We start from the raw sequence: 22,750 nt of genomic DNA, 5'->3' as shown, positions 1-22,750 counted from the left end.
GAGTCTCTCACCCTGCGCTTGGATCATCTGCTTGACCGTTCCCCCCTGAAGACCAAGACCAATGAGCGATTGAGACGGGGTTTCCTGGAACAGCATCGTCAAGGCCGCTTGCTGCACTTCTTGATCGACCCAGAAATTCCGCCCACTAACAACGCCGCAGAGCGTGCCCTGCGGAGCGTAGTGATGGCGAGGAAAGTCTCTCAGTGCAGCAAAAATCTGTTGGGGGCTACCACCTACACCCGCATCAAGAGCGTGGTGGAAACGGCCCGCCTGCGGGGCGAGGATCCCGTAGCCGTGCTGATGGCCCTTCGGCGCTAATCAGATACGAAAATCCAATGGTGATCAAGAGGATCAGCAGCCCCTTGGCGTCATAAATCGCCAGGGCGAGCGCGGCCAGGTTGAGCAGGGTCAGAAAAATATAGTAGGCGCTGAACTTAAAATCAAAACGCCTAGCAACTTTCCCAACCATCGTGCGGTCAATCAAATCCTGATTTATCACTTCAGCACCTGCTTTAATCTGTCTAGGGCTTCGTATTGCGTAATCCGCGTATTCTTGCCTGTGGCTTTATTGAACCAGAGAAGCATGTTGTTAATTTCTTGAACGCTCATGCGCTCCATATTCAGATTGGGAACTTTGCCTAAGTTTCTACCTTTCCACCCTTGATTATCAATAATGATAATTCCATCCCCAGCAGGCGTTTGAACTTCATAGATTGGAACATTGATGACTGCTAAAGAGAGAATGGTGCTTTTTGCGAGGTAATTATAATATTGAATCGTAACCAATTTGACCTTGGTATTCCGCACTCTGTCCAGATAAGTTTGGCGGATACTGTTGGCAAGATTGATGTCAAAGATAGTGGGCGCAAAGATCAAAACACGTCCATGGGATGATACTTCCAGCGCCTCCAGCATTCTTTCGTACTCGCCGTTTTGGGCGGAGGATACCGAGCTGCACAATCCAGCAAGAATGAGAAGACACTTTCTCATAGAATCAGCCGCCGCCCTTGCTGACTGCTCCAGCATAGGAAGCAACACCACCAAGGATTGTTGTCAGAAAGTTGACTGCCGCACCCATGAAAATCATGGCGGCAAGGAAATAAATAATTGACAGGACAATTTGCATAATCGCGCCACTGATGGAATCAAGAAGCTGAGCGCCAATATCAACAAAGCTGTCAAGATAGCCACCCAAATTTCCCGCAACAGCGCTGTATGCCCTACCAATAACATTTGCCGACTTTTCATCGGTACAGTCCACACTTTCTCCATCTGTGGCAGACGCGGCTCTGGCTTTACATGCGGCCATTTCTTGGCGGGTCTGCTCGTAAAAATCTTCCTCGACAAGTCCAGCTCCAGCACGGTCCCAATTGGCAGCAAATCCACTCTGCGAGATAAATGCCTTGGTGGCTTCGGCGGGTTTGATAAAAGCCCGGTCAATCGCACTGTAAGCCAGCAGGGGAATCATAGCCGTAACGATGATGGCTCCCAGCGTACTGCTGACGCAGGCCCAAATCGCTGTCGTCTGTTCCCACATCGTAAATGCAATCGCCAGTGGCAATACGTAACCTATAGCAAGAACAATAAACCCAGCAATAGCAATAATACTGGCATACATAACGGTAAATCCAGAGAGGGCAATAGCCCCAGCCCCAATACGAGATCCCGTTTTGGCGAGAACTTTGGTGCCGCTCTTAAGAGCAGCACCTGTGCCAAGAGCTTTAGCGCCGTAGGCCGCTGCCGTGGTCCCCATAGTCGCCACTTCTGCAACTGTGCCAATCATACTCGACATTTGAGTACCAGCATCATCAATTTTTTTATTGAGGTCTTTGGTGAACATCACATTGGAAGCAGTGTAAGTGGCATTCCATGAGATAATCACACCTTGATGAATAACACTGACAAGGGTGAGCATGATTGAGACGCAGACGGCCTGAATGATTGTTGCGCGCATTTCTTTGTAGTTATTTCGCCCAAGTCCTTTCCAAAGCTGAAAAAAGAATCCCGCAACAGCGATAGCAGACGCCAGCTTTTTAATGTTCGGGCCAATGCCCGACTGTTTCAATTTCAAATTGAGATCATTGACCATTTCGAGAGGATTGCCCATAAAAACTTTCTGGTAGGTGTCAAACGTGCCCGCATCTGCCATACCTATCAAAGCCAGGAACAGCAAGGGAACGAGAAGGCGAGAGAGTTTCATCAATTCCCCACAGGGTCCAGCTTGATTTCAGAACCGATGATCGAAGACATATTGCTGTAAGCAGCTTTGATCTCGCGCTGATACTCAGCCGCCTCCGCTTTATTGTCGGCCACCATCTGTTCAACCTCCGCCTTGAATTTTTCCTCGTTGCGAATGATTTCCTGCTCGCGGTTCTGGCTTTCCAGCATCAATTGGGTGTTGGTCATCACCTGCTGCTGGGCGACTTCGGACAACTGATTCAGGAGCGCCACCGACATGGTGGCCTCCTGTTTCATGGCCTCGCCTGTGATCTGCACCAGCACTTCGCCGACTTCTCTTGAGCTGATGGCCGAGGCCGCGTCCTCGGTGTACTTGTCCACCAGACCTTTCTTGGTTGGCGTGCCAATCACGTTCGTCGCGGTGTTCATGGCCTGAGCGGTGTTGGCCTCCAGCGCGTCCGTGGTCTGTTTCTGGATCTTCTGCGCCTTGTAAGCGTTCTGAACCCCACGGGCCGCGTTCATGGCGTCGCTGACCCGCGCCACGCCGTTTGCCAGGGCCAGGGAAGGGTTGCTGGCAATGGCCTGGTCTGCAACCGATCCGACACTGCCATCAGCGTAGTTCGCGTTCAAGGATTTGCCAGGGCCAATGCTCTTGATGGCCGAACCGTAGAGCGCCTGTCTGAATTCGCCGTAGCTGGTTTCCATGCCGTTGTTCAGCTTTTCCAGCACGTCATTCAGACCGCCGAGATTGCCCATGTTCTCCCCGGCATAGTTGGCGAGCTGGCCCATGTACTTTCCGGCCACATCCCTGGCAAAGCCTTCCCAGTCGCCGTTCAGAAGTTTGTTGTTGATAAAGCCGTGGATGCTTTGCAACTGGCACAGCCACTGCATCTTTTCCCCAAACTTCCCGGTGTTGATGACACCAATACCCTGAACATTGCCGTTGGCCGCCCCACATGCCTGCTGCAAGACGCCACCCAGGTTGTCCCAGCCGTTGGCGGCGCTGGCCGTGCTGCCCAGCAGTCCCACGGTCACTGCGGTCAAGATCGCCCTGTTGCTCATAGGTAGCCTCCAAATTTGTCCAGCACGAGATGCTTGACACCCTTCAAAACGTCTCCACCCGCGCGCTCGATGTACGGCACCTTCTCCGCAACCTCGTCGTTGCCACTGTTGAACATCCACAGGGCCAGCTTGCTTTCCTGCACCTGGATCACGTCGCCCACCCGCGTTCCGGCCCCGCCCGCCTCTCCACTGGCCTGCACGAGGAGGGCGAACTCGCTGTACTGGCCCACGACGTTGTTCAGGGTGGGCAAGATTTCCTCCATGACTTCGGGCAGGCTCAGCACCCGCACCACGTCCCTGGCCACGTCCTTGCTGTAGCGCCCAATGAACAGGTGCGAGAAACTGTCCCGCAGGTCGCCAAAGTGCGCTGAGGCCGTCGCAGACTGCGTCCCCATGCCAAAGGACACCCCAAAGGAACGGAACACCCGGAGCATCCGTTTCACGGCGTCCAATTCATCCTCGGTCTGCACCTGGTTCTCGAACTCGTCCATGAACACGAATTTCTTGATGCCGCGCTCGTACTTCTTGGCGACAGACCACATGGCGTTTTTAATGATGTGATTGGCCACCCGCTTCATCAATTCATCGTCTTCTGGAATGCCGTAGATGGAAAAGTACAGTCGGCGGGCCTGGAGGCTCACGTTGCTCTGGCAGTCCACGAACGGGGCAACCGGGCTGGAGCCGAGGGCTTTTCGCAGGCGCACGGCGGCGCTGCGCGCGGCGTCTATCACCTGGGGTTCCATGCGGCGGCCATCGTCGGTGTAGTTCTCGATGATGGTCAGCATCCGGTACAGGTCTTTCATTTGCGGCGTGCGGTCCTCCTGGGCGAACTGAACGTAGATGGCCATGATGCCTTCAATGATCGCCACGTCCTCATAGCCCTTCTCGCGCAGGTCGTTCACGGGCGGCTCGACGAAGATCCGCACAAAGGACATCAGGGAGGCCAGCTTGTCGCCGTCTGGAAGGGTGGCCCCCTCCTCCAGATCAAAGACATTCAGGCGGGTTTCTGAGTCATACCCAAACTTGATGATCTGCGAGTCCTGAATGGATTTGAAGAACGACTCGAAGTCCTGCTTGGCGTCGGTCACGAGCAACACCGCGTCCGGGTACCTGGCCAGTTCGGCGTTGTAAAGCGACTGCACCAGCACGGTCTTCCCGCTCCCGGTGGGGGCAAAGACGCAAAAGTGCGCCGTGATGGTGCTTTTCGTGAACAGATCAAACCGGATCAGTGATTTGTCGCGGTTCTGGTAGGTGATCGCGCCCTCGTCGAACCCCTTCCAGGGGCTGACTGGGGGGAAAATGTCTACCACGTTGCTGGTGTACGGGCTGAACTGGAATCCGCTGAAGCCCCCGGCAAACGGCGCAAGAGAGAAATACTGGGCCTCGGCCTGAAAACCGTAAGTGATCGGCAGGCCCGCGCGCAGGCGTGACATATTTCCCCTGGCCTTGCGCTTCATGGTGTCCAGCTCGTCTTTGGTCCCGGCCACCAGCACTACGGAGACCGCCGCCTTAAAGCGGGACTCCAGACCCTCCAACCGCTGGGCCATCTCAATCTGTTCCAACAGGTTGACGGCCTTGCCGTTGGGAATCACGCCGGGCGAACGCACACGCGTCCATAGATCGTTTTTCTTCTTCTCCAGCTCATTGGACACGTCGTAATCACTTTCGCGCTGGGCCTGCACCACCACGTAATAGGTGCCGTGCAGGTCTTCAGTGATGCTCCGCAGGTAGCCCGTCTCGGTGTATTCCGGCAGGCGGCTGACGCTCAGCACGTCCACGTAGCGGTCTCCAGCGGCGTAGTACCCGGCGTCCAGGTTGCTCCCCACGCTGGCCGTGAGCTGGCGCATCAGGGTCTGCTGGTCCGGCAGGCCCCGGCGGCTACTGCTGATGGACCGCTCCTCCTGGGGAACAAAGGCAGGTGCAGTAGGCCAACCGGGATTGAGGTACAGAAAGCACTCGTCGAACACGTCTTGCTGCTTCATCGCCGTGGCCCGGAAGCCGCTGGCGTTCATCTGGGCCACTGTCCCGGCCTGAAGTGAGAGCGCATTGTTCACAGCGTCCTCAATTTCTCTGGCACTGGGGGCCGTCTCTGCCGTGAAGCGGTCCTCTCTGGATGGCGTGACCGTCACCGTGGCGAAAAAGCGCCAGTCGGAGACCTCCCCTCTGCTGATCTTGCTTTCAAGCAGGGCGGCGCGGGCGTGGGTCAGCTCCCGAATCACGGGGTCCGGGCAGGCGTCGGCGTACCGGCGGGTATCTGCAACGGCGTCTTCATGCGCGCCCCGCAGACTGGTGTAGGTGGTCATGGTCTCGCCGTCGGGAATGGCCAGGTCAAACACCGCCTTGAGGCGGGCACTTCGGCGTAACAAATTGTCAGGGGTGAAGTGGATGTGCGTGGGCGGTTCAAAATAAAAGCCGTACATTAGCCTTCCATCGGTCAGGACCAGCACATCCCTGTAAAGATCCCAGTACGGCAACACCCTCCCGAAAGAGGATTTGCCTTCACCGAGATTGTTCTTTTGTTTTCGCTTTCCGAACACGGCGGGTTCTCCTCTCTAGCCTTCTTGTCCTTGCCATCTCTCGTACCACCTGCTTTTCAATCTGGTCAAAAGAGTGGCCGATGGTCATTTCACGGGTGACGATCAGAGGGACTGTGTTTGTATCAACGTCTGGAACGTAATAGTCAACGCCATTGAGCCACCAGTTCAAGAAGAACTCGACGAACTTCGGATACGGATAGAGCCGCTTCTTAATGGCAAAATTGATAAACCACGCCGCAACCGTGCAGAGAAGAATGAACAGCAGGCGCATTGTCGGATTGGGAATCACCTTATTGGCAATTTGACCGGACAAGTAGAAAGCGAGGCCAAGCGCCACAAGATCAGAAAGATCGAGAAAGGAAACAAATCCAATCCGTGCATTCGTCAGATAACAAGTGTGGCGGAGTGGGTGGTCTTGTTTTGGAGTGGCCTCTCGTCCGGTCATCTCAATTTTTCCTTATGGGATGGGGAGAACGGGGGGAACGGCGACGGTGCAGCCTGAACCAAAAAGCGCGGTAGCAATGGTGCCGGCAGCCAGGATGATGATGCCCCCGATGACGCCGTTTTTAAGGCTCTGGAAAGCGTTTTGCTCGCCCATAAGTTTGTTCCAGCCGAACATCAGAACGACGATGGTTCCAGCAGCGCCGAGGAGGACAGGTGCTGACAACTTGGTGACCAGCCCGCACGCCAAGTTCGTGATCTTCGTGAAGTCCTGGGCTGCGCCAAACGAAACGGCGAGTGCCACAACGATGGCCAGCAGGGCAATCTGAGTGCGAACGGTCAGGAGGGCGGGCTGAGCTGAGAGGGCGCTATCGCTCCTCCCGGTGAGCAATGCGGGGGCAGTCTGCGCGGTTTCAAGCATTCTTGGTGTCCTCCTGGCAATCTATACACTTGTATGACTGCCTTTAAACTTTAGCACAGATTATATTTATGATAAGATATTTATATGACAGATAGTCCATTAGAGGCAGTCCCAACACAGGCCATCGAAACGGCTTCTCCTCGTAATTCTCATGTAAATGAGACATGGGACACGGTTATTCAGAGCCACCAGATGAAACTTTCTGAATTAGGATTTGAACCAGAAGATATTCCCGCTCCAGAATCTCCAGATTTTCCTAACTTTTTGCACAGGTTGACTGGTAAAGATCCCGCGCTGTCCGCCGAACTCTCAAGAAAAATGAGGGCGTTCAAAGATCAAGGCAACCTGCCATCCGCCAGTGCTTCAGCAGGCCGGAACCGTAGGCGAAATGCCAAACGCTCAGCTTTGATGCGGCGGGAAGGGCAGGGCTTCGTCTACGACAAGAAAAAGGCTCCTCTTTATGGCCTAACGGCTTTATTACTGGGAATTGCCCCACTGATGTACTTTCTATCGCGCCCAACAAGTCAGGCTGCTGGTCTTCAGGGTGTTCCAACATTACAGACAGCAAGGAAAAGTTACGCCAAGCCGAAGGACGCCAAGATCACGCCGGGCACTTCAAGGAACTCTGGCGTTGGAGAGACTGGCCTGGTTGCTCAAGCTTCTGGCACGGATGCTGGGGCCGGGGCTGGCACTGAAGGTGGGAAGGGTGGGAGCCGCCCGGTCAAGCCGAAGGGCAAAGACAACCTGACGGCCTTTGCGGGTGAGCAGGGCGCTGGTGACGCGGCTCCCAAAAGTGGAAGGAGTAAAGGCGTCACCATCACGCCTCCAGTTGTTCTCGCTCCTCCGGTGTCCAGCTTGCCCACGCCCCCTGTGAGCGATGTGTACCGTCCCGTCGCCGCGAGTCCTGCTCAGAGTTTTGGAAGCACCATCCCCACTCAGCAGGCGGCTCCACCGCCTGCCCCAACCGCTGATGAACCCCCGCCGCCTGCTCCCATCGCCTACGAACCCCCACCCTCCGTGCCAGAGGAACCCACGCCCGTTGCTCCAGCTCCCGCCCTGGCTGCGACAAGTCCAGCTCCATTTGCTGTGGAGGCCGCGCCTCAGACAGCGGTACAGGCCACGCCCCGGCCTACAGCGCAGGGCGCACCTCAAGCATCCTCCCAGACTGCTGCACCCGCTCCCACTCTCAATCAAGATGCGTCGTTCGGTTCAGACATCAATCAATCTGCCCCGTCGGGGAACGCAGCGCCGGTGGCCTACGCTCCTCCCACACGCCGGGCGTCCAGCGGACTGATTTACGAGCGTGAACGTCCAGAGACTCCCCAGGCGTCACTTGAAGCAGTGACCAGTACGGCGGCTCCAGCACAAAGTGCGGCTCCAGTTGCGGGCGAGGGACTGACCTTTGGAGGAGTGGATTCATCAGCATCAGGAAGCGGTGACGTGACCGCGCAGAACACCGTCCCGGCTGAAACGCCCTTCGGTGGGACGGCCACCAATGCGGCCTCCAGACTGGGCGCGCTGGGACCGTATAAGAATCTCCAGCAGGTGCCGGTGCGGCTGGTGACGGCGGTGTACGCACTGACCGGCGGCTCGGTCCCGGTGGTGGTGGTCACGGCGGACGGCGGTTCCTTCGTCGGCGTCGGCACGATTAACGGTCAACTGGCCCGCGTGGACATGACCTTCCGGCGCTACATCGACGCAGGGGGCCAGGTCTTTGAGATTGACGCCCTGGCGTACTCGGTGGAAGGCAAGAACCTGACCCAGGGTGTTCCGGCGCGCATTGAGCCGATTGCCCCCACCTTGGCGCTCGACGCGGCTCAGAACGGTGCCAACGCCCTGCAAGGGGCCGTTCAGTCGGCCCTCACGGCGAACGCTGGCAACGGCCACAAGATTGCGATTGGCGACGGGGCGGCGATTGCTTCAAATGCCCTGCCCCCGCTGTGGCAAATCCTGGCGGGCGGCGTCGGTGAGACCTTTGCGCTTCCCAGGGCCACCCAGTCCATTTCGCGGGCGGCCAAGGTGGACAGCAACACCCCACTCACGCTGATTGTCGGCCTTGGAGCGGGACAGTAGATGGTGATGCCGACGGAATATGGGGTGCTGACCGTGGGCGTGTGGCTGGCTGTGGCTGCGGGCATTGGGCTTTATGCGCTGATCTCTGCCCTGCGGCGTCAGACGGTCCCCATGACCCCGTCGGTTGTCGCCTTCAGCATGGCGGCGGGTGGCATCTGGTTTTTTCCTGACGTCTATATGGATTATTCTGCAATCACAATACTCAATATCTTTACTATGTTTATTATTGTAGATTTGTTCGTAATAAGTTTAGTTTTAAGATTTAGAAAAAGCAGTTCCAAAGCTTAAAGTCTAAATCTGTCCATTCCATACCATCAGCAAGCATTCATCAGTTGCAGTCAGGCTCGGCCATGGGTTTTTCTCCGAAGGGTAGAGACTGGAGACTGCCTTAAATTGAAGACCTCAAGGCGGCTTGCGGGCCGCTTTCTCCGTTGCTCCTGGCAGGATCAGCGTACAGAAAAAGCCCGGGCCACTCTTTACTTTTTCAGGATGCGGCGCGCGGCTGGGCCGGTGCCAGGGCCAGTCGGTAGCCCAGTGCGTGCAGGACGGCGCGGATGGTGCCGAGTGTGGAGTTGCCGCTCTCGGACAGCGCCTTGTACAGGCTGGTCTCGCCCATGCCCACCTGCCGGGCCAGCCCCGGCACCCCACCGCGCGCCTCGGCCACGTTGCGCACCGCCAGCATCAGGTGCTGAGGGTCCCCGTCCTGGTCAAACTCTTCCAGGGCAACTTGCAAGGACTCGAATGCCTGCTCAGGCTCGGCGCGCGGCCCGTCGATCAGCACGTCCTGATATCTGCGGCAAGACCTCATGGCTCTTCCTCCCCGTCGGGGTTGTCCTGAGCCACCGTCAGATTCAGGTGTTCAGGCCAGTTCGTCGTCCACCCAGTCGGCCACCTGTAAGCCTGCCACCCGGCGGTATTCACGGACATTGTGGGTCACCAGCGTGACTCCGCGCGCCAGCGCCATGCCCGCATTCAGCAGGTCATACGGGCCAATCGGTGTCCCCTGGGCTTTCAGGGCGGCCCGGATGCTGGCGGTCACGCGGGCGTCACTCTGGCCGTAGTCCAGCACTGTCACCTTGGGCAGCCACAGCGCCAGCGCAGCTTCCACAGCGGCGCGTCTGGCGGGAGCCTGGGCCAGACCGAATTCGATCTCCATGACCGTCACGCTGCTCAGGGCCAGTGTGAACGGCGGGTGCTGGGCCATGTGGGCGCGCACCTGTCCCATGCCCCGCACCGCGTAGCTGATGGTATCGGTGTCCAGCAGGTACTGAATCAGAACAGTTCCCGGTCTTCCAGGGGCGGCAGATCGTCACGGGACAGCGTGAAATCCGCAAGTTCTGGCGTCACTGGGGCGGCGAAAAAGGCCAGGGCCTGCGGGGACCACTGCCCGTCTGTTTCTTCCAGGGCGCACAGCCGGGCAGCGGGCCTGCCGTTGCGGGCAATAATCACGGTCTCGCCGCGCTCGGCGGCTTCCACCAGTTTGCTGAGCTGGGACTTGGCGTCGTGCATGTTGACTGTGGTCATAGCCCTCACCTCTAGCTAAGAGCTTAGCTCATTCACAGAAAGGTATTGCGAAGAAAGCTGTCAAGTTTTTCCAGCCTTGCAGAAGAGAAAATCGTCCTCGAAACTTGCTCCAGCAGCCCACTCTGGGCAGCGCTAGGAGCGGGCGGGTAAAAAGACTCTCAACTGCTCAGCCCAGATCCTTTCTGATAACACCACTTACCAGCAGCACCTGGCAGTTGGGGCCCGCTCTCTCCGGGGTCTCCACTCTTCTACTCACGAGACGGAGCAGGAGTCTCAGACCAGAAGACGAGGTTCAAAAGCTCAGCCAATCTTCATCTCGGCCCTGAATTGAAAATACCCCTTTTTTTTCAACGCTCTGGGGCGGCAGTATGACCGTCCACCTCCTTCTTCCCTCTCCCAGACGCACATTTCCATCCAGCGAACACTCCAAAGGAGTCTCATGAACTACCGCCTCCCTGCCCTGTTGTTGCTCAGCGTCACCCTGCTCTCCGCCTGCGGTGGCGGTTCCAGCACACCACCCGTCAATAACCCGCCGCCCAAAGACACCACGCCTATCAAGACGCCGCCTGTTAAACCGTTACCAGGCAACACGGCGAACACCGCCAACTTCACGTTCAAGGCGTCAGGATCACCCACTGCCAGTCTGGCCCCCATGACTGGTGCGAACGGCACTGTGGGCGGAACCTTTGAAAATCCTGACAGCACTGGCGTCAGCGGTGGCCTGGCCGTCGTCTACGAAACGGCTGCGTCTGACCGCATTTCAGAACGCACGCTGGGTTTTTTCTTCCGCAATCAGTCGGGCACGTTCAAGGTGGGAGACCGTCTTCCGCTTTACAACACGGCCAGGTTTTTCCTGGCCGACACCCCACCTGATGGGGCCACCGTGATCTATGGCGAGACTTACCGAAGTGGAGATCGACAATCGCAGGACTGGACTAGCATTGATGGCGTGCTGATCGTGAACACCATCAGCCCGACGGCCATCAAATTCACGCTTGAGAATGCCGTCATGAGCGAAGACATCTTCAAAGAAAATGACCCTGACAAGTTCACGGTCTACGGCACCATCACGTACGATCCCAGACCTCAATAACTTCGAATGACGACGGCGGGGGCCCCATTCAGCCCCCGTCGTCCTCCTGTTCGTCCTGCCGCTCTTGCAACAGAGGGGCATGTAGCGGGGCGAGGCCGAGCTGGAGCGTGTGGACCTTCTCCACATCGGGCTGGTGTTTCTGACGGTAACGCAGCAGCAGCGTGGCCAGGTCGCGTTGCAACGCCTTGGCGTCATCCTGACTCAGCCGCAACTGATCGTTGGTGTACCAGGCGGCGGGTGCATTGGGGCGCAGCAATTCCTCTTTCTGCCACCCCGGCTGATCGTCGGGCGCGGCTTCCCAGTACAGTCCCGCACCATCGCTATAGATCCGCAGATGCCAGCCGTGTTCACCCGCTATTGCACAGAGCAGCCCCTCTCCCAGGCCGTGGCGCTGCGCGGCGTCACGGGTCAGGAAGAGCTCCAGCACCGTGGCCTCCTGCGCCGCCTGAAAGCCCACCACAAAGCCGTCCGAGACGCTGCGGTAGCGCTTGACCGGACGGCCCCGCCCGCGCTGCACCGAGACCACCTCGATCAACTCCAGGGCCAGCAATTGCCGCACGCGGTACAGCATGGTGTCGCGCCGCACGCCCAGTACAGCGGCAGCCTCACTCAGGGTACGTTCACGGCCCAGAAAAGGCGTGAAGAAGCGGGCGTCACGCGGACTGAGCAACACGCGCACGGCGTCGGGAGACTGGACGTGGTGCCAGGTCTGGACCGAGTCGTAGGCGGTCATCTGTTGACCTCACTGTGACTCAAACCACTTGGGCCTTCAGTCAAGTATCTGGCACCGGATTCAGGGTGGATGAGGATGTCAGGCGCGGGTAGGCGGACCTTCGCTGGCTGGGTCATGGTCTCTACTGTGTCACGCTGTCTGGCTGAGAAGAATTGCTCCTCCCCTTCTGCACCTTTCTGGTATCGCCAATTACCGGAAGCCAAGGTGCGGCGAACGCCCATTGGCGTAATGGCGAATGCTCGATCTCCATATTTTTGTCCGCCCAGGAAATAGCGCACGCCAGGTGTTCAGTCCGGTCAATACGCAAGATTATCTTGAACAATGCTGTTCGGCACGACATTTCAGCTTGTACTCACATACTCGAAAACCTGCTCGATGGGCTTCCCCAACACCAACGCGATCTTGAACGCCAGTTCCAGCGACGGCGAATACTTGCCGCCCTCGATGGAATTGATGGTCTGGCGGGTGACGCCCGCCGCCGTGGCGAGGGCCTGCTGCGTCATCTCTCCGGTCTCGAAGCGCAGGCGGCGGATATGGTTCACCACCTGACCCTCCACAGCAGCCGCGCTCAGAAGCCGCGCCTGTAGCTGAACGCCTGAACGCCGAAACGCACGTTCTCCGCAGTCACGAAGGCCATGAAGCCCAGCAGCACCAGCGAGACAGGTGAGAAGATCCCGCCCGGCGGCAAGCCCAGAAAAGCGTGATCGGACAGCGCAAAAGGCAGCAGCGTATAGAATCCTACGCCCATCAGCACAATCAGGCTCAGGTAGGCGGCGCGCGAGGCGCGGGCCTCAATGGTCCGGTCCCGCTCATCGGCCTGTTCCTCCCCAGCCCGTTGTCCGGTCAGCCAGAAAGCCGCCAGCCCCAGTGGAATCAGGATCACTTGCAGGATGATGACGGGAAGGAAACCCAGGTGCAGACTCAGCAACCCGCTTGCGGTGCCGTCCAGACCACCTGACGCCAGCCAGCGCCACGCGATCACGAAGGCTGGCACGTACAGGACCAGCGTGGTCAGAAAGTTGACCCAGGCCACTTTCTCGCGGAAGGAGCGTGGAGTGGTCTCATCCTTACGGAACGCCGTCATGCTTTCAATGTACGCTTGACCAGACACTATGTCAAATTTACCAGACACCATAATTACTGGAGAATGCGCGAGAGTAATATTTTTCGTTCTCTCGGCGGTTTTCGTTCAGGGAGAGTACTGGGCGTGCGGAAATTTTCGAATCGTGTCCTGACGACAGTCAAGATTTGAGATTTGTCAGGGACGTCAGGTGAGGTGCTGAAAGGCTTCAGATTAGGATTGTTTTCGCCATTGTTTGGCACCCTCCCATGCTGGCCTAGATCTCAAGCTGACACCCCGGCCTGAACATCAAGTCGCTGAAATCAGCGACATCCGCGCTCCTTTTCGGCTTCCCGCTCAGCGCCGCTTCACCAAAGCCAGGGTCAATGCAGGGTGGTCTGCACGCCTTCCGTATCTTCTGGCCGCTGCTGTTCCAGAATCTGGCTCGCCTGAGGCCAGGGATCCCGGAACCAGGGGCTGTCCGCGTCTTCAAGAAGCCAACGCACCGTCTGGGCATAGCCCTTATTCCTGACCCCATCGATGACCCCCCCTGACTTCCAGAACTCTGCTCCTGCCCGGAAACTCTGCCCGTAGTGCGCCCAGTCCCGGAAGGCCGCGTCCCGCGCTATCTGACGGCACTGCCCCAGCACCCGCCAGCCCTGCACTTCACTCAGATACCCCAGCGCCACGCCCTGCGCGGCAATGTCTGCGGTCCGCGCCAGATCAAAGGCCAGTCCACCCACCTCGCCCACCTCACTTTCCCACTTGCCCACCACGGCGGCCAGGCGCTTGTTGAGGTCACCCGTCCCATCCTCCAACTGCAACTGCTGACGCACCGCCTGATAGGGGGCGCGGTGGCCGCTGTCCAGCAGCCAGGCCAGACTCGACATCGCTGAGGTGTGATCGGTAATGTCCCAGCCCTCCACCAGGGACTGGCGCAGCTCGTCTTCCTTTCCCGCTGGCGGCGTGAACTGGTAGAAGTACGCCAGCGGGCGGCCCGAGGCGGCGTCCTCAAAAATCTGAATCCAGAGCTGAGCGAATGGAGCGCGCAGGTTCAGGGCAGAGCGCTCGGCTTCACTGAGAGACAGGGCCGCCGTCTCCACCACCTGTTGGCGGGCTGCCATCTGCTCGGCTTGCTGTTCTTCATGCTCAGTCTTTTCCTGAGCCAGTTCCTCGTTGGCTTCCTGAATGCCCTCACGCGCGCCTTCGAGCATCGCCTTGCCTGCCCACCAGACGAACGCCAGAACAATGCCCACCAGGACAGGAATTACCAGTTGCCACAGGGTCACGTGGTCAGCATACCGTCAGTGCTGGGGGGTGGCTGGCAGACCTACCCCCTCTGTGCTGATTCCTTTCCTGAACTGACAGAGCGCGCCACCTTTCCCTTCACATTTCCATTGGCTGGTCATGGTGACTCTCGCTGCTCTTCTGTGGAACGTCAAAGGCACCCTACAGGGTGCCTTCCTTCGTCACTTGTTTCCCTTAAAGAATGTGCTGAGAAGCTTTTGCGGCCTTCCGGTCACGGCATTCAAAGACGGCTCCATTGGTTCCCAGCAGCGCGCCAGGGACGTTCAACTGTCTCTCTACATGCCCAACCTCAAGTGCTGCCATGGCCAACGCGATGCTACTGGAGGCCAGTAAAGCTCAGCCCGGTTTCACGCACCACCGTCGCGGCCCCCGTCGCCGTATTCAGTGTCAGCACCTGACCGCTGCCCGTCAGGGCGTACAGGGCGCTGCCCTGGAACTTCAGGGCAAACAGGTCCGTCTTGCCCGTCCCGCCGATCACCGTGGCTTTGCCTGTGGCCGGATCGATGCGGGCCAACGAATCGGCAGAAAAGAGGCTGGGCCGGACCGTGCCGTAAAGTTGCCCGGCGGCGTTGAACGCCAGATCACCGCTGGAAAGGGTGCCCAGTGGACCGACAACGGTGGCCTGCCCCGTGGTCTTGTTGATTTTGTAGAACTGGCCGCCCGTGGAAGCGCCGTAGAGGTTGCCCGCACCGTCGGCGGCCAGCGCATTGATATCTCCCGCGCCCAGTGCGCCCACCGTGCTGACCGCGCCATCGCTCAGACTGATGCGCACCAGATTGCTGAACGTCACGCCATACAATTCGGTCCCGTCCAGCGCCACATCAGTCAGGGGAGCGCTGACCTTCAGATCAAACTTTTTCTCGTCCTGACCCGTGCCGCTCAGGACAATGCTGTACAGCGCGTTGCCCGTGACGGCATAAGCGCGGGCATCTCCGGGGGGTGGGTTGCCGGGGCCGCCATTGTCTTCCTTGGGCGGCGTCGGCGCGGTTCCACCCCCCCCACAGGCGACGAGCAAGGCAGCACTAAGACCAGAGAGCAGGATCAGTTTTCGCATGGGGCATTGTTGCTGACGGGTGAACGCCACAGAACAAATGGGCTTCAGGAAACGTTGATCACGTTTGATGCGTCATCAAAAGCAATTTTGACCTCATGGTGATATCCGGGTGAGATGACTCAGGCGCATGGACACAGGGGAAGACTGAGCATGTCAAACTGAAGCGCAAGATGAAACTTCTTTCTGGTCTGCTGACAGGTCTGCTCCTGACCTGTGGCGGCTTTGCCCGCGCAGACGAAAGTACGGCACAGTTCTACGGCTGGTCCCCGGATGGCCGCTCTGTGGCGTTTCTCGAAAGTCATGTCCTGTCAGATTCCAGTGGCGCTATCTACACCACCCTGACTATCGTGGACAGCGGCAAAAATACTGTCCTGAACACCTATGTCGCCGAATTCGAACCGTTTGATACCCAACTGAACGACGCGCAAATTATTCAGCTCACCACGCGCAAGGTGATCAAACAGGCTCTTCCGGTCCTGACTCGCCTGAAAATCAGTGATGGACGGGGCGGCACCGTGGTCTGGAAACCAGCGCTTCAAAACAGGTCCGATGATCTGGACCAGAAGTTTCAGGTGCAGATCAGGGAACAGCTCTGGCGCTTTGAACTGAGTCACAAGGATTACGCACCCAACCAAAAATGCCCCACGAATGGCAGCCCCTATCCGGCGCGCGGCCTGACGCTGAGCGTGACCTCTTTTCCACAGCCCAGCACGACAGTGACCACTACCCTTCAGGCGGATGGGGCGCGGCTGCCCGCCCGCCGCCAGTGCGCCCAAGGGTACTTCGCAGTTGAAGTTCGCGTTCAGGGTGACTATCTGGCCGTTTTGCTGGCGATAACCCGTCCCAGCGGCTTTGAGGGTGGAAACCTGATGAACTACATGCTGGTCACTGGACGCAGGCCAACACCTTGAATGCCGCATGGCTGACCTCACGCGCCCGTGGAGCAGCTCCCGCCCGTCACGCTGGCGGAGTGAAAAGCGGTGAAACTTCCGCAGACTGTAGACCACGAAATTTAGGGAAAAACGGTGGCGGCATGGCTTTCGGTCCGTCACCGCTCAGCAGCCTGGGTTGCCAGAACCGATCTCTGATGTATAAGCTAGAAGTCACCACATCAAAAACGCCATGAACATACCCAGACCTGCCACGATGCTGCTGTGCGCCTTCCTGATCATGGGGCTGCCTGGCTGTGGCCCGGCTCCCGCGACCCTGGACAGCCTGCCTGTGCCGCCGTTCATCAAGGAAGGCAAGTACAACGGTGGCTTCGAAACGCGGGTAGACGTCCAGCTTTCCGGAGTCCGCCAACAGGTCGAAGCCCGGCACGGCCCCATGGAGGTCAGCGACTTCGGACTGGTGGAGCCGGACAAGACTTTTAACGACATCCTGGCCTTCTATGCGCAGCCTGAGATCGAGAAGGCCCTGAGCAGGGCCGGGTTCGTGCGGCAGACTGAATCCGGGAACAGTGACCGGATGGCCAGTTGGACAAGGAAGCGCACCTTTGGCAAGGACGAACTGCTGGCGGTGTTCTACTCACCTGGCTTCAAGGGTGATCCCCTGAACTTCATGGTAAGACTGCACGCGCCCCGTCAGAAGCAGTGACAGGGCGCGGCAAGGTTGAAACAAATATGTTCAGGAACTGGACCTGGCGATCTGGCAGAGTTTATGAGAGAAGACGGAAAGAGAGCGGCCAGCCGGGTTGTTGCGTTTCTGAAGGGAGCGGGAGGGCCTTTTTCTTGAAGCCCAACGGTGAGGGATCGGATTCGCCGCAGAAGAACAAGTGGCGCAAGACCGTACACAGTTCTCCGCTCGCAGGTTGGATACTCGCCAGCCTGCCAGACTGAACGGCTGGCCACCCGAATGATCAGCACAGGGAGAAGGCCCAGTCCGCCCCCTCTGTGCTGCTGCTTCTTTACGTCGCTGTCCCAGTGAAACCCAGGTTTCACTGGGACAGCACTCAACGCCTAGGAGGACGGCGCTTTCCAGGTGTATTGCTCGTGAGATTCAACTGGGACGGCACTCAGCTCTGCGGGATACGCTGAAAGCATGGCAAAGGAAAAGCGCTTCAAAGTCGTCCACGAGGAAAAAAGCCTCACCGAAATGACCCGCATTCTCTGTGACCAGGAGACGGGCGTGTGTTACCTGTATCAATGGGCCGGAACGGGCGGGGGTTTGACGGTTCTGGTTGATAAGGACGGAAAGCCAGTTGTGATGACCGAGCAAACTCAGGCGTAAATTTTTCTATCCAGGCCCACCGAAAACCAGATTCTACAAATGTACCGGAGAATCTGGTTTTTCGCTGTATCAGTGGGCAGAACTCTTCAGTAGCTTCTGTCAGATGTGATCGTGTTGGCCCTGGTCCGTTGGCTGGCCCCACCTACGTGTTGACCGTATCGCCGTGGGCGATCTGCTTTGCGGCCTACACCTGCCGCCTTTGCACCAACACCATTGAGCGCCGGAGGCCACAGCTCGTTGCAAGCCGTTCCTCGGATTCGCTGGCGAACAGCGAATTGGACAGCGGGCTAGCGGGTGTTGTCGGGATAGGTGTAATCGTCCAGCGTCAGGCGCACTGAAGCGTGTGGCTGGTGCGTGCGGTTGCGGTACAGTTCCGCCTGAATCTCAGCGCGTTCGGACCTGATCCAGTGGCTGCTCCAGCCGTGATTGGCCCTCTTGCGGAGCAGGGTGGTGCAGCCGGGATCGTCGGTCACGTTGCGGATGACCGAAATGTATGCACCTGGATCGGTGGGTGAGGGCTGGTCGGCGGCGTAGTAATCCAGCCGCCAGCCCGGCACCCGTTCCAGCAGTTCACCGCACTGTTCGAGAGTCGTGTCCACATTTATCGGCAGGGTTAGGACGACGTGCTGCGGGACGGGGACGATGGGGACGACGCGGGGTGGGCGCGGAGGCCGGAGCAAGATCAGGGCCAATCGCCGCCTGAGCGTGGGCTTGGTCATGGCCCAAGCATCGGCCTGCGGGCGGGGTGAAGCAAGCGCGGCATTGCCCATGGATCCAACCTGGCGACGACCAGAACCCTGGCTATGCAGGCTACGAAAACGAAGTGTTCATGTAGTAATGCTAGCCCCAGCCTGATTCATCCTTCCGGCGGGCAGACCGGAGAGCGAGCTGCATGCCAGTGAGGGTGCCCCATTTGCGGTGCCAGCCAATTTGCAACTGTCAGTTTACTTCAGCCCGCCTGGAACAGGCGGGCATATTCATTCGGTGTCTGGCCGCCAAGTGACGTGTGCGGACGAACCTGGTTGTAGTCGACTCGTCACGCCGATAGGATGACGCGGGCCTGCGACAATACGAGCGCACGCTCCCCCCCAGCGCGGTCTGTAGCACCCTCAACCTGCGTCGGGACCTGAACAGCGTACTGGACACGATCAAACCCTATCTAGTGCTGCTACCGTCCACCAGCGATTTTCACAAGGACCACATCGCCACCAGCCTGTTCACGCAGGAGGCGTTAAAGCAGCGCGGCTGGACCCCGCACGCCCGCTACTGGATCGTCCACGGGCGACTGGAATGGCCCGTTCCCAAGGGACTGCACGAGGGGTTTCCGTTGCCAATCTCGCCACGCGGTTTCCACCTGCTCCGGCAGCGCGTCGATCTGAACCAGCAGGACGAGAACCAGAAACTGGAGGCCCTGCAAGCCCACAGCAGCCAGACGATGGGCATGCGCCGCTTCATGGAAGCCTTCGTGCGCCAAAACGAGCTGATCTACCCTGACAGAAACAGGCAACCCCGCCGACGGCACGAAGAGCGAGGAAGAGGACGGCGGTTATTTTTAAAGCATTGCTGAGCCGAGCAGAGATTGGACATCTCTAGGAGCGGGTCAAAGCCGTTCGGCTCTGCCAAAGAAGACCCTTCTTTTCTATCAAATCCCCTGGTTGAAAAAGACGGGAAGCGAGTCGTCATAATGAGGTTCCCCCCGCTTTTTAGTGCACGCCTATTTGCTCTTCCACCACCCGGTGGCCCCGATCAGCAGCCAGTCCACGCTCTTGTTTCCCTTGATCTGCCGCGCCGCCGGGCTGAAGACCTGCGTGTAGGTGGGACCGCTACGGGTGCCTCCACCGTCCGGCTTCAGGGTCAGCGTATATGAGGCCGCATCGTAGCTCCATTTGCCGCCCTCTGCCTTCTTGTTCCCGGTACCCGCCGTGATATTCGGACTGGTCACGGCGGTAAAGCTCTGGCTGCTGTCCTCGTAGCGCCCATCAGGCAACAAATTCAAGTCCAGATCACCGCTGGAATTGACCGTCGTGTCACCTGCCCCAGAAGTATTTGAATATTTGGTGCTGAAGGTGCCAATCACGTCTTTGGCGGTCAGTGCAGGGATTTCCTGGTAAGTGCGGGTGCCCTCACGAATGCGGGGTTGGGTGCCCTTTTCCAGTTTGTATAGCGTGGTTTGACCATTCGGCAAAGTCACCTGGTAGCCGCCGCCCACACTTTTCCAGCGGGCAGGCAACTCGCCGTCGCCGACAGCTTTCAGGTCAGGCGTGCGGTAATCCGCCCTGGAATCCTCAAGGAACACTCCGCCAGGCAAAAAGGCCAGACTGCCAGTGTTGTTGAACGCCCGAAGTTGCATACCACTGGGCGTATAGACGTTCCTGACGCCGGAGTCAGACCAGGTGTACAGCCTGACTTTCTCGCCACGCGCGTAGCCCTTCTTGATGGCCTGAGCCGCCCCCACAAACGCTTGGGCGCGGGCCGCCAGATCTTTCTTGATGGCTGCCGGATCGAGTTTGACGGAGTTGTAGAGACTCACCACCGCCTCAATGCCGCCCTCCATCTGGCTCCGGCTCAGACCAAATTGCTCCAGCGGCAGGGTCACGCCGCCCTGCTCTACCAGCAGCAAAAGCGAGTAGTCCGGGCTGCTGTCGTCGGGACTGTCGCCCCGTTCCAAAAAATAGAAATACACCGTGTTGGGGCCGTCCCTGACCACCTCTTTGTCAAGAGCATTTTTCACGACTGTGACCGTTTCGCCCCGGCTGTCCTTCATCCAGGCCATCAGCGTTTTCAGGGTCTGTGGAGCGCTGCCGAGCATGGCCTCATGCACGCGCATCAGCGGAAATTCATGGTCCTTGTCCTCGTACACCACGCAGCGGCTGGGGCAATCGTGGTCCCTGTCCGAGAGCTTCATGTCGGCAGGGGCGGTCCAGGTCACGCCCGCATAACGTGGCGTGGCGGCCTGTGCCCAGACGGGCAGGACGAGCGTGGCGAGCAGCAGCGTGCGGGTAATCCAGCGGTTCGGCAGTGGCATGGGTTGTCCTCCTGGCCGAGTACGGATGGACGGTCCTCTCCGGAAACGGTGATTGATTTTACTGGATCACCCTCAGTTCTCGTTTGTCCCCGACGTGCAGCGTCGCGCGCTTCAACTGAAGCTAGTGCAAGACGTCAGTTAAACTTGGCAAATGACTTCCCGCCTGATCAAGTTGTCGCTGGCCGCCTGGCTCTCGCTTTCGGCTGCGGCCCTGGCCCAGAGCGCCAAGAATCCCACTGTGTACATCAACGGCCAACCGATCAAGGGCACGCTGGTCACGGTGAACGGCAAGCAGATGGTGCAGCTTCCGCTGACGGACTTGCAGAAGTCTGGCGCGCTGGTGTCAGGCGGTTCCTCGCCCGTCAAGGCAATTCAGGGCTGTATCAACCAACCGCTGTTCAATGGTGTGGTCAGAATCACCCTCCTGGAAGCCGGAGTGAAAGAAGGTAAGTATCTGATCAAGTTCAAAGTCGCCAATGGGACGCAGAAAAAATTGTTGCCGAGCAGTGATGCCGACGCGAGTTACGACAATATGTACGCCGCCAGTGACGATGGGCAGGTGTTGCAATTCAACGTTCCTGAAAACAGCAGTGAAGCCGACACTGGCAATATTTACCTGACGCCGGGGGCCAATGTGGTTGAAATCGCCGTGATTCGCAACGCTCAGCCGGGCTTCAAGGTGACGCGTATCCTGTACCGTCCCGACGAGGACACCCTCAAAGATGGCCGGAAGGACGGCCTGCCCTTTGCGCCCATCAGCAACATGGAATTTGCGCTGAAGTGCAAGTAAGAAGCTGACGGGTTAGGAATAAGTTTCCCACTGGGTTGTCCGCTCACGCCCATTCACCCTGGTGGCACCCAGCCTGTTTTCACTTCAAGATCTACGCTTCCATCTGGACGCTCTCGCAACCACACCTGAAACTTCTCTCCAGCGATCAGGAAGTTCGCCGAACGGACCTGATTCAGCGCCGCCTGCCATTCGGTCACCTTCTTCACCTGTGTCTCGGGCAGTCCTGCGATCTGACGCTGAATCAGCGTGGATGGCAGCATTGACCAGGCACAAATTTCGCCGGGGTCAGGGATGCGACATTCGTTCTGAATGCCCATCGTTTTGAACACCAGGCTGTTGATTGCCTTTCTGACGTCTGGTGCGATGACGGACGGCCCATCTGCTTTGGAGGCCGTGGTTTGTAGGGAAAGCGCGGACTGAGGTGCGACGGCCTGCGCCGTGATCAGGATGGAGAAGAGGAGTGTGGCGGCAAATTTCATGGTCAATCCCTCCAGGCTTGGGTGACTTGCAATGGTTAACAGGCAACCTCTGCCGAGACGTGCGACCTGTACCCGCCACAAGCCATCCCGTCAGGGATGAACTTTGATTTCGGGGTCTGCTTGCTGGTCAGACACGTTGATTTATACCTGAATGATATCCAGAGACAGAAGTCATACGAACTCAATGGGTTACCTTCTTAAACCAGGACAGCGCCGCGTCCGGCCATTCCACGTCCAGCATCCGCCTTTTTGCCCCTCGCTCCACTGGGATGTTCAGGCATCTGCACGCCCTTGCAATGGGGGTTTAAACCAGGTGGGTGCCACGATCCGGTTGGGGACTGGCCCATCTCATCGGCACAGGGTTAAGGTAACCGCATGAACAAATCAGCCTGGCTTGCCGCGCTGCTGTGCTGTGCAACCGTCGCCGCTCAGGACGATGACTGATGTTGTTAGGGTTTGGTGGAGGGTAAGTTCAGTGTGATTCACACTGGAGGACAGAATGTCCGTACCCAAGCAAAAGTTCACCGCTGAGTTCAAATACGAAGCTGTCCGCCTGGTTCGCACGACCGGTAAGAGTTGCGCTCAGATCGCCCGTGACCTCGGCGTTCCTCCTCACTACGTCGTGCGGTGGAAGCAACAACAGGACAACCAGACGGCCGCTGGCCGCCCTGCCTTCACCGGGCGGGGGATCCCCGCCCTTTCACCACAGGAGGCTCGTCTTACAGAACTCGAACGAGAGCTGG

General features: G+C 58.4%; 28 protein-coding genes and 1 pseudogene. 10 read left to right on the top strand and 19 right to left on the bottom strand.

Features of this window, described 5'->3' with window-relative positions; translation table 11 throughout:
* Window positions 1–18: 18 nt before the first annotated feature.
* Window positions 19–318, top strand: a complete 300-nt coding sequence (locus BOO71_RS24155) for an IS66 family transposase (RefSeq protein WP_303046789.1) — start codon at window positions 19–21, stop codon at window positions 316–318.
* Here the strand turns inward: BOO71_RS24155 and BOO71_RS28100 are convergent.
* Genes BOO71_RS28100 through BOO71_RS24125 form a run of 7 tightly spaced genes read right to left on the bottom strand, consistent with a single transcriptional unit; the run spans window position 245 to window position 6,639 of the window.
* Entirely contained in the window at window positions 245–499 is a 255-nt protein-coding gene (locus BOO71_RS28100; protein ID WP_175607527.1) for a hypothetical protein, read from the bottom strand. The two genes, BOO71_RS24155 and BOO71_RS28100, sit on opposite strands and share 74 nt — an antisense overlap.
* The gene (locus BOO71_RS24150; protein WP_217694943.1) at window positions 496–1,038 is read right to left on the bottom strand and encodes a hypothetical protein; all 543 of its coding nucleotides are present in this window, start codon (window positions 1,036–1,038) and stop codon (window positions 496–498) included. Before BOO71_RS24150 ends, BOO71_RS28100 begins: the two co-directional genes overlap by 4 nt.
* Window positions 995–2,200, bottom strand: a complete 1,206-nt coding sequence (locus tag BOO71_RS24145) for a hypothetical protein (protein ID WP_075836808.1) — start codon at window positions 2,198–2,200, stop codon at window positions 995–997. Before BOO71_RS24145 ends, BOO71_RS24150 begins: the two co-directional genes overlap by 44 nt.
* Window positions 2,200–3,240: a hypothetical protein gene (locus BOO71_RS24140; RefSeq protein WP_075836807.1), complete on the bottom strand. Its 1,041-nt coding sequence runs from the start codon at window positions 3,238–3,240 to the stop codon at window positions 2,200–2,202. The genes BOO71_RS24145 and BOO71_RS24140 overlap by 1 nt, the downstream gene beginning before the upstream one ends.
* The gene (locus BOO71_RS24135) at window positions 3,237–5,717 is read right to left on the bottom strand and encodes a VirB4 family type IV secretion system protein (RefSeq protein ID WP_175607529.1); all 2,481 of its coding nucleotides are present in this window, start codon (window positions 5,715–5,717) and stop codon (window positions 3,237–3,239) included. The genes BOO71_RS24140 and BOO71_RS24135 overlap by 4 nt, the downstream gene beginning before the upstream one ends.
* 22 nt (window positions 5,718–5,739) lie before the next feature.
* Complete coding sequence (locus BOO71_RS24130; RefSeq protein WP_075836805.1) at window positions 5,740–6,222, bottom strand: hypothetical protein; 483 nt, start codon at window positions 6,220–6,222, stop codon at window positions 5,740–5,742.
* A 12-nt stretch (window positions 6,223–6,234) separates the two neighbouring features.
* Complete coding sequence (locus tag BOO71_RS24125) at window positions 6,235–6,639, bottom strand: TrbC/VirB2 family protein (RefSeq protein WP_075836804.1); 405 nt, start codon at window positions 6,637–6,639, stop codon at window positions 6,235–6,237.
* Window positions 6,640–8,079: 1,440 nt separating this feature from the next.
* Here BOO71_RS24125 and BOO71_RS24120 point away from each other — a divergent pair.
* Together BOO71_RS24120 and BOO71_RS24115 are read left to right on the top strand one after the other, a co-directional pair.
* Window positions 8,080–8,712 carry a hypothetical protein gene (locus BOO71_RS24120; RefSeq protein WP_075836803.1) on the top strand — a complete coding sequence of 211 codons (633 nt, stop codon included), beginning with the start codon at window positions 8,080–8,082 and terminating at the stop codon, window positions 8,710–8,712.
* Window positions 8,713–9,000: a hypothetical protein gene (locus tag BOO71_RS24115; RefSeq protein ID WP_075836802.1), complete on the top strand. Its 288-nt coding sequence runs from the start codon at window positions 8,713–8,715 to the stop codon at window positions 8,998–9,000.
* Between the two features lie 196 nt (window positions 9,001–9,196).
* Here BOO71_RS24115 and BOO71_RS24110 read toward each other — a convergent pair whose 3' ends face one another.
* From BOO71_RS24110 to BOO71_RS24100, 3 genes are read right to left on the bottom strand one after another with little or no spacing between them, the layout of a single operon-like run.
* Entirely contained in the window at window positions 9,197–9,520 is a 324-nt protein-coding gene (locus tag BOO71_RS24110; protein ID WP_075836801.1) for an addiction module antidote protein, read from the bottom strand.
* 51 nt (window positions 9,521–9,571) lie between these two features.
* The gene (locus tag BOO71_RS24105) at window positions 9,572–9,973 is read right to left on the bottom strand and encodes a PIN domain-containing protein (protein WP_303046788.1); all 402 of its coding nucleotides are present in this window, start codon (window positions 9,971–9,973) and stop codon (window positions 9,572–9,574) included.
* Window positions 9,974–9,984: 11 nt separating this feature from the next.
* Window positions 9,985–10,236 carry a type II toxin-antitoxin system Phd/YefM family antitoxin gene (locus BOO71_RS24100; protein WP_075836799.1) on the bottom strand — a complete coding sequence of 84 codons (252 nt, stop codon included), beginning with the start codon at window positions 10,234–10,236 and terminating at the stop codon, window positions 9,985–9,987.
* A gap of 439 nt (window positions 10,237–10,675) precedes the next feature.
* On the opposite strand from BOO71_RS24100, the gene BOO71_RS24095 reads away from it, so the two are divergent.
* Window positions 10,676–11,329 carry a hypothetical protein gene (locus tag BOO71_RS24095; protein WP_075836798.1) on the top strand — a complete coding sequence of 218 codons (654 nt, stop codon included), beginning with the start codon at window positions 10,676–10,678 and terminating at the stop codon, window positions 11,327–11,329.
* 28 nt (window positions 11,330–11,357) lie between these two features.
* On the opposite strand, the gene BOO71_RS24090 is transcribed toward BOO71_RS24095, so the two are convergent.
* The 5 genes from BOO71_RS24090 to BOO71_RS24070 all read right to left on the bottom strand — a co-directional run bounded on the left by BOO71_RS24090 (window position 11,358) and on the right by BOO71_RS24070 (window position 15,484).
* On the bottom strand, window positions 11,358–12,062 hold the full coding sequence (locus BOO71_RS24090; protein WP_075836797.1) for a winged helix-turn-helix domain-containing protein: 705 nt from the start codon (window positions 12,060–12,062) through the stop codon (window positions 11,358–11,360).
* 341 nt (window positions 12,063–12,403) lie between these two features.
* A complete protein-coding gene (locus BOO71_RS28525) occupies window positions 12,404–12,604 on the bottom strand; it encodes a helix-turn-helix transcriptional regulator (protein ID WP_439823040.1) in 201 nt (66 codons plus the stop codon).
* Window positions 12,605–12,630: 26 nt separating this feature from the next.
* Window positions 12,631–13,146, bottom strand: a complete 516-nt coding sequence (locus BOO71_RS28520; RefSeq protein WP_075836795.1) for a DUF2178 domain-containing protein — start codon at window positions 13,144–13,146, stop codon at window positions 12,631–12,633.
* Window positions 13,147–13,505: 359 nt separating this feature from the next.
* Window positions 13,506–14,411, bottom strand: coding sequence for a DUF1266 domain-containing protein (locus BOO71_RS24075; protein WP_075836794.1), 906 nt, complete (start codon window positions 14,409–14,411; stop codon window positions 13,506–13,508).
* Between the two features lie 335 nt (window positions 14,412–14,746).
* Entirely contained in the window at window positions 14,747–15,484 is a 738-nt protein-coding gene (locus tag BOO71_RS24070; protein WP_139323172.1) for a hypothetical protein, read from the bottom strand.
* Between the two features lie 170 nt (window positions 15,485–15,654).
* On the opposite strand from BOO71_RS24070, the gene BOO71_RS24065 reads away from it, so the two are divergent.
* The 3 genes from BOO71_RS24065 (at window position 15,655) to BOO71_RS24055 (ending at window position 17,713) form a co-directional block, all read left to right on the top strand.
* Window positions 15,655–16,395 (top strand): DUF2259 domain-containing protein, encoded by a 741-nt coding sequence (locus tag BOO71_RS24065; protein WP_075836792.1) that lies wholly within the window; start codon window positions 15,655–15,657, stop codon window positions 16,393–16,395.
* A 211-nt stretch (window positions 16,396–16,606) separates the two neighbouring features.
* Complete coding sequence (locus BOO71_RS24060) at window positions 16,607–17,080, top strand: hypothetical protein (RefSeq protein ID WP_139323171.1); 474 nt, start codon at window positions 16,607–16,609, stop codon at window positions 17,078–17,080.
* Between the two features lie 444 nt (window positions 17,081–17,524).
* Window positions 17,525–17,713, top strand: a complete 189-nt coding sequence (locus BOO71_RS24055; RefSeq protein ID WP_075836790.1) for a DUF6440 family protein — start codon at window positions 17,525–17,527, stop codon at window positions 17,711–17,713.
* A gap of 287 nt (window positions 17,714–18,000) precedes the next feature.
* Here the strand turns inward: BOO71_RS24055 and BOO71_RS24050 are convergent, their stop codons facing one another.
* Together BOO71_RS24050 and BOO71_RS27400 are read right to left on the bottom strand one after the other, a co-directional pair.
* On the bottom strand, window positions 18,001–18,432 hold the full coding sequence (locus BOO71_RS24050; RefSeq protein ID WP_139323170.1) for a hypothetical protein: 432 nt from the start codon (window positions 18,430–18,432) through the stop codon (window positions 18,001–18,003).
* A gap of 230 nt (window positions 18,433–18,662) precedes the next feature.
* Window positions 18,663–18,746, bottom strand: a pseudogene (locus BOO71_RS27400) (integrase core domain-containing protein); the annotation flags it as partial.
* Window positions 18,747–18,875: 129 nt separating this feature from the next.
* On the opposite strand from BOO71_RS27400, the gene BOO71_RS24040 reads away from it, so the two are divergent.
* Window positions 18,876–19,280: a hypothetical protein gene (locus BOO71_RS24040; RefSeq protein ID WP_075836788.1), complete on the top strand. Its 405-nt coding sequence runs from the start codon at window positions 18,876–18,878 to the stop codon at window positions 19,278–19,280.
* Between the two features lie 147 nt (window positions 19,281–19,427).
* Here BOO71_RS24040 and BOO71_RS24035 read toward each other — a convergent pair whose 3' ends face one another.
* Window positions 19,428–20,738, bottom strand: a complete 1,311-nt coding sequence (locus tag BOO71_RS24035) for a hypothetical protein (protein ID WP_075836787.1) — start codon at window positions 20,736–20,738, stop codon at window positions 19,428–19,430.
* Between the two features lie 151 nt (window positions 20,739–20,889).
* Here BOO71_RS24035 and BOO71_RS24030 point away from each other — a divergent pair, with 151 nt between their 5' ends.
* A complete protein-coding gene (locus BOO71_RS24030) occupies window positions 20,890–21,528 on the top strand; it encodes a hypothetical protein (protein ID WP_075836786.1) in 639 nt (212 codons plus the stop codon).
* A gap of 53 nt (window positions 21,529–21,581) precedes the next feature.
* On the opposite strand, the gene BOO71_RS24025 is transcribed toward BOO71_RS24030, so the two are convergent.
* Window positions 21,582–22,007 (bottom strand): hypothetical protein, encoded by a 426-nt coding sequence (locus BOO71_RS24025; protein WP_075836785.1) that lies wholly within the window; start codon window positions 22,005–22,007, stop codon window positions 21,582–21,584.
* Between the two features lie 499 nt (window positions 22,008–22,506).
* Here BOO71_RS24025 and BOO71_RS24020 point away from each other — a divergent pair.
* Window positions 22,507–22,750 (top strand): transposase (locus BOO71_RS24020; RefSeq protein WP_139322830.1); only part of this gene is annotated, 244 nt, incomplete at its 3' end.

This window comes from Deinococcus marmoris (genome assembly GCF_001949125.1).
Classification (GTDB): Bacteria; Deinococcota; Deinococci; order Deinococcales; family Deinococcaceae; genus Deinococcus; species Deinococcus marmoris_A.
This window is presented reverse-complemented; position numbering and strand designations above follow the sequence as displayed.

Excerpts from the sequence above, each read along its gene's own strand:
- BOO71_RS24145 (WP_075836808.1), bottom strand. The coding sequence starts at position 2,200 with ATGAAACTCTCTCGCCTTCTCGTTCCCTTGCTGTTCCTGGCTTTGATA.
- BOO71_RS24140 (WP_075836807.1), bottom strand. The coding sequence starts at position 3,240 with ATGAGCAACAGGGCGATCTTGACCGCAGTGACCGTGGGACTGCTGGGC.
- BOO71_RS24130 (WP_075836805.1), bottom strand. The coding sequence starts at position 6,222 with ATGACCGGACGAGAGGCCACTCCAAAACAAGACCACCCACTCCGCCAC.
- BOO71_RS24125 (WP_075836804.1), bottom strand. The coding sequence starts at position 6,639 with ATGCTTGAAACCGCGCAGACTGCCCCCGCATTGCTCACCGGGAGGAGC.
- BOO71_RS24115 (WP_075836802.1), top strand. The coding sequence starts at position 8,713 with ATGGTGATGCCGACGGAATATGGGGTGCTGACCGTGGGCGTGTGGCTG.
- BOO71_RS24110 (WP_075836801.1), bottom strand. The coding sequence starts at position 9,520 with ATGAGGTCTTGCCGCAGATATCAGGACGTGCTGATCGACGGGCCGCGC.
- BOO71_RS24100 (WP_075836799.1), bottom strand. The coding sequence starts at position 10,236 with ATGACCACAGTCAACATGCACGACGCCAAGTCCCAGCTCAGCAAACTG.
- BOO71_RS24095 (WP_075836798.1), top strand. The coding sequence starts at position 10,676 with ATGAACTACCGCCTCCCTGCCCTGTTGTTGCTCAGCGTCACCCTGCTC.
- BOO71_RS24090 (WP_075836797.1), bottom strand. The coding sequence starts at position 12,062 with ATGACCGCCTACGACTCGGTCCAGACCTGGCACCACGTCCAGTCTCCC.
- BOO71_RS28520 (WP_075836795.1), bottom strand. The coding sequence starts at position 13,146 with ATGACGGCGTTCCGTAAGGATGAGACCACTCCACGCTCCTTCCGCGAG.
- BOO71_RS24070 (WP_139323172.1), bottom strand. The coding sequence starts at position 15,484 with ATGCGAAAACTGATCCTGCTCTCTGGTCTTAGTGCTGCCTTGCTCGTC.
- BOO71_RS24065 (WP_075836792.1), top strand. The coding sequence starts at position 15,655 with ATGAAACTTCTTTCTGGTCTGCTGACAGGTCTGCTCCTGACCTGTGGC.
- BOO71_RS24060 (WP_139323171.1), top strand. The coding sequence starts at position 16,607 with ATGAACATACCCAGACCTGCCACGATGCTGCTGTGCGCCTTCCTGATC.
- BOO71_RS24055 (WP_075836790.1), top strand. The coding sequence starts at position 17,525 with ATGGCAAAGGAAAAGCGCTTCAAAGTCGTCCACGAGGAAAAAAGCCTC.
- BOO71_RS24050 (WP_139323170.1), bottom strand. The coding sequence starts at position 18,432 with ATGACCAAGCCCACGCTCAGGCGGCGATTGGCCCTGATCTTGCTCCGG.
- BOO71_RS24035 (WP_075836787.1), bottom strand. The coding sequence starts at position 20,738 with ATGCCACTGCCGAACCGCTGGATTACCCGCACGCTGCTGCTCGCCACG.
- BOO71_RS24030 (WP_075836786.1), top strand. The coding sequence starts at position 20,890 with ATGACTTCCCGCCTGATCAAGTTGTCGCTGGCCGCCTGGCTCTCGCTT.
- BOO71_RS24025 (WP_075836785.1), bottom strand. The coding sequence starts at position 22,007 with ATGAAATTTGCCGCCACACTCCTCTTCTCCATCCTGATCACGGCGCAG.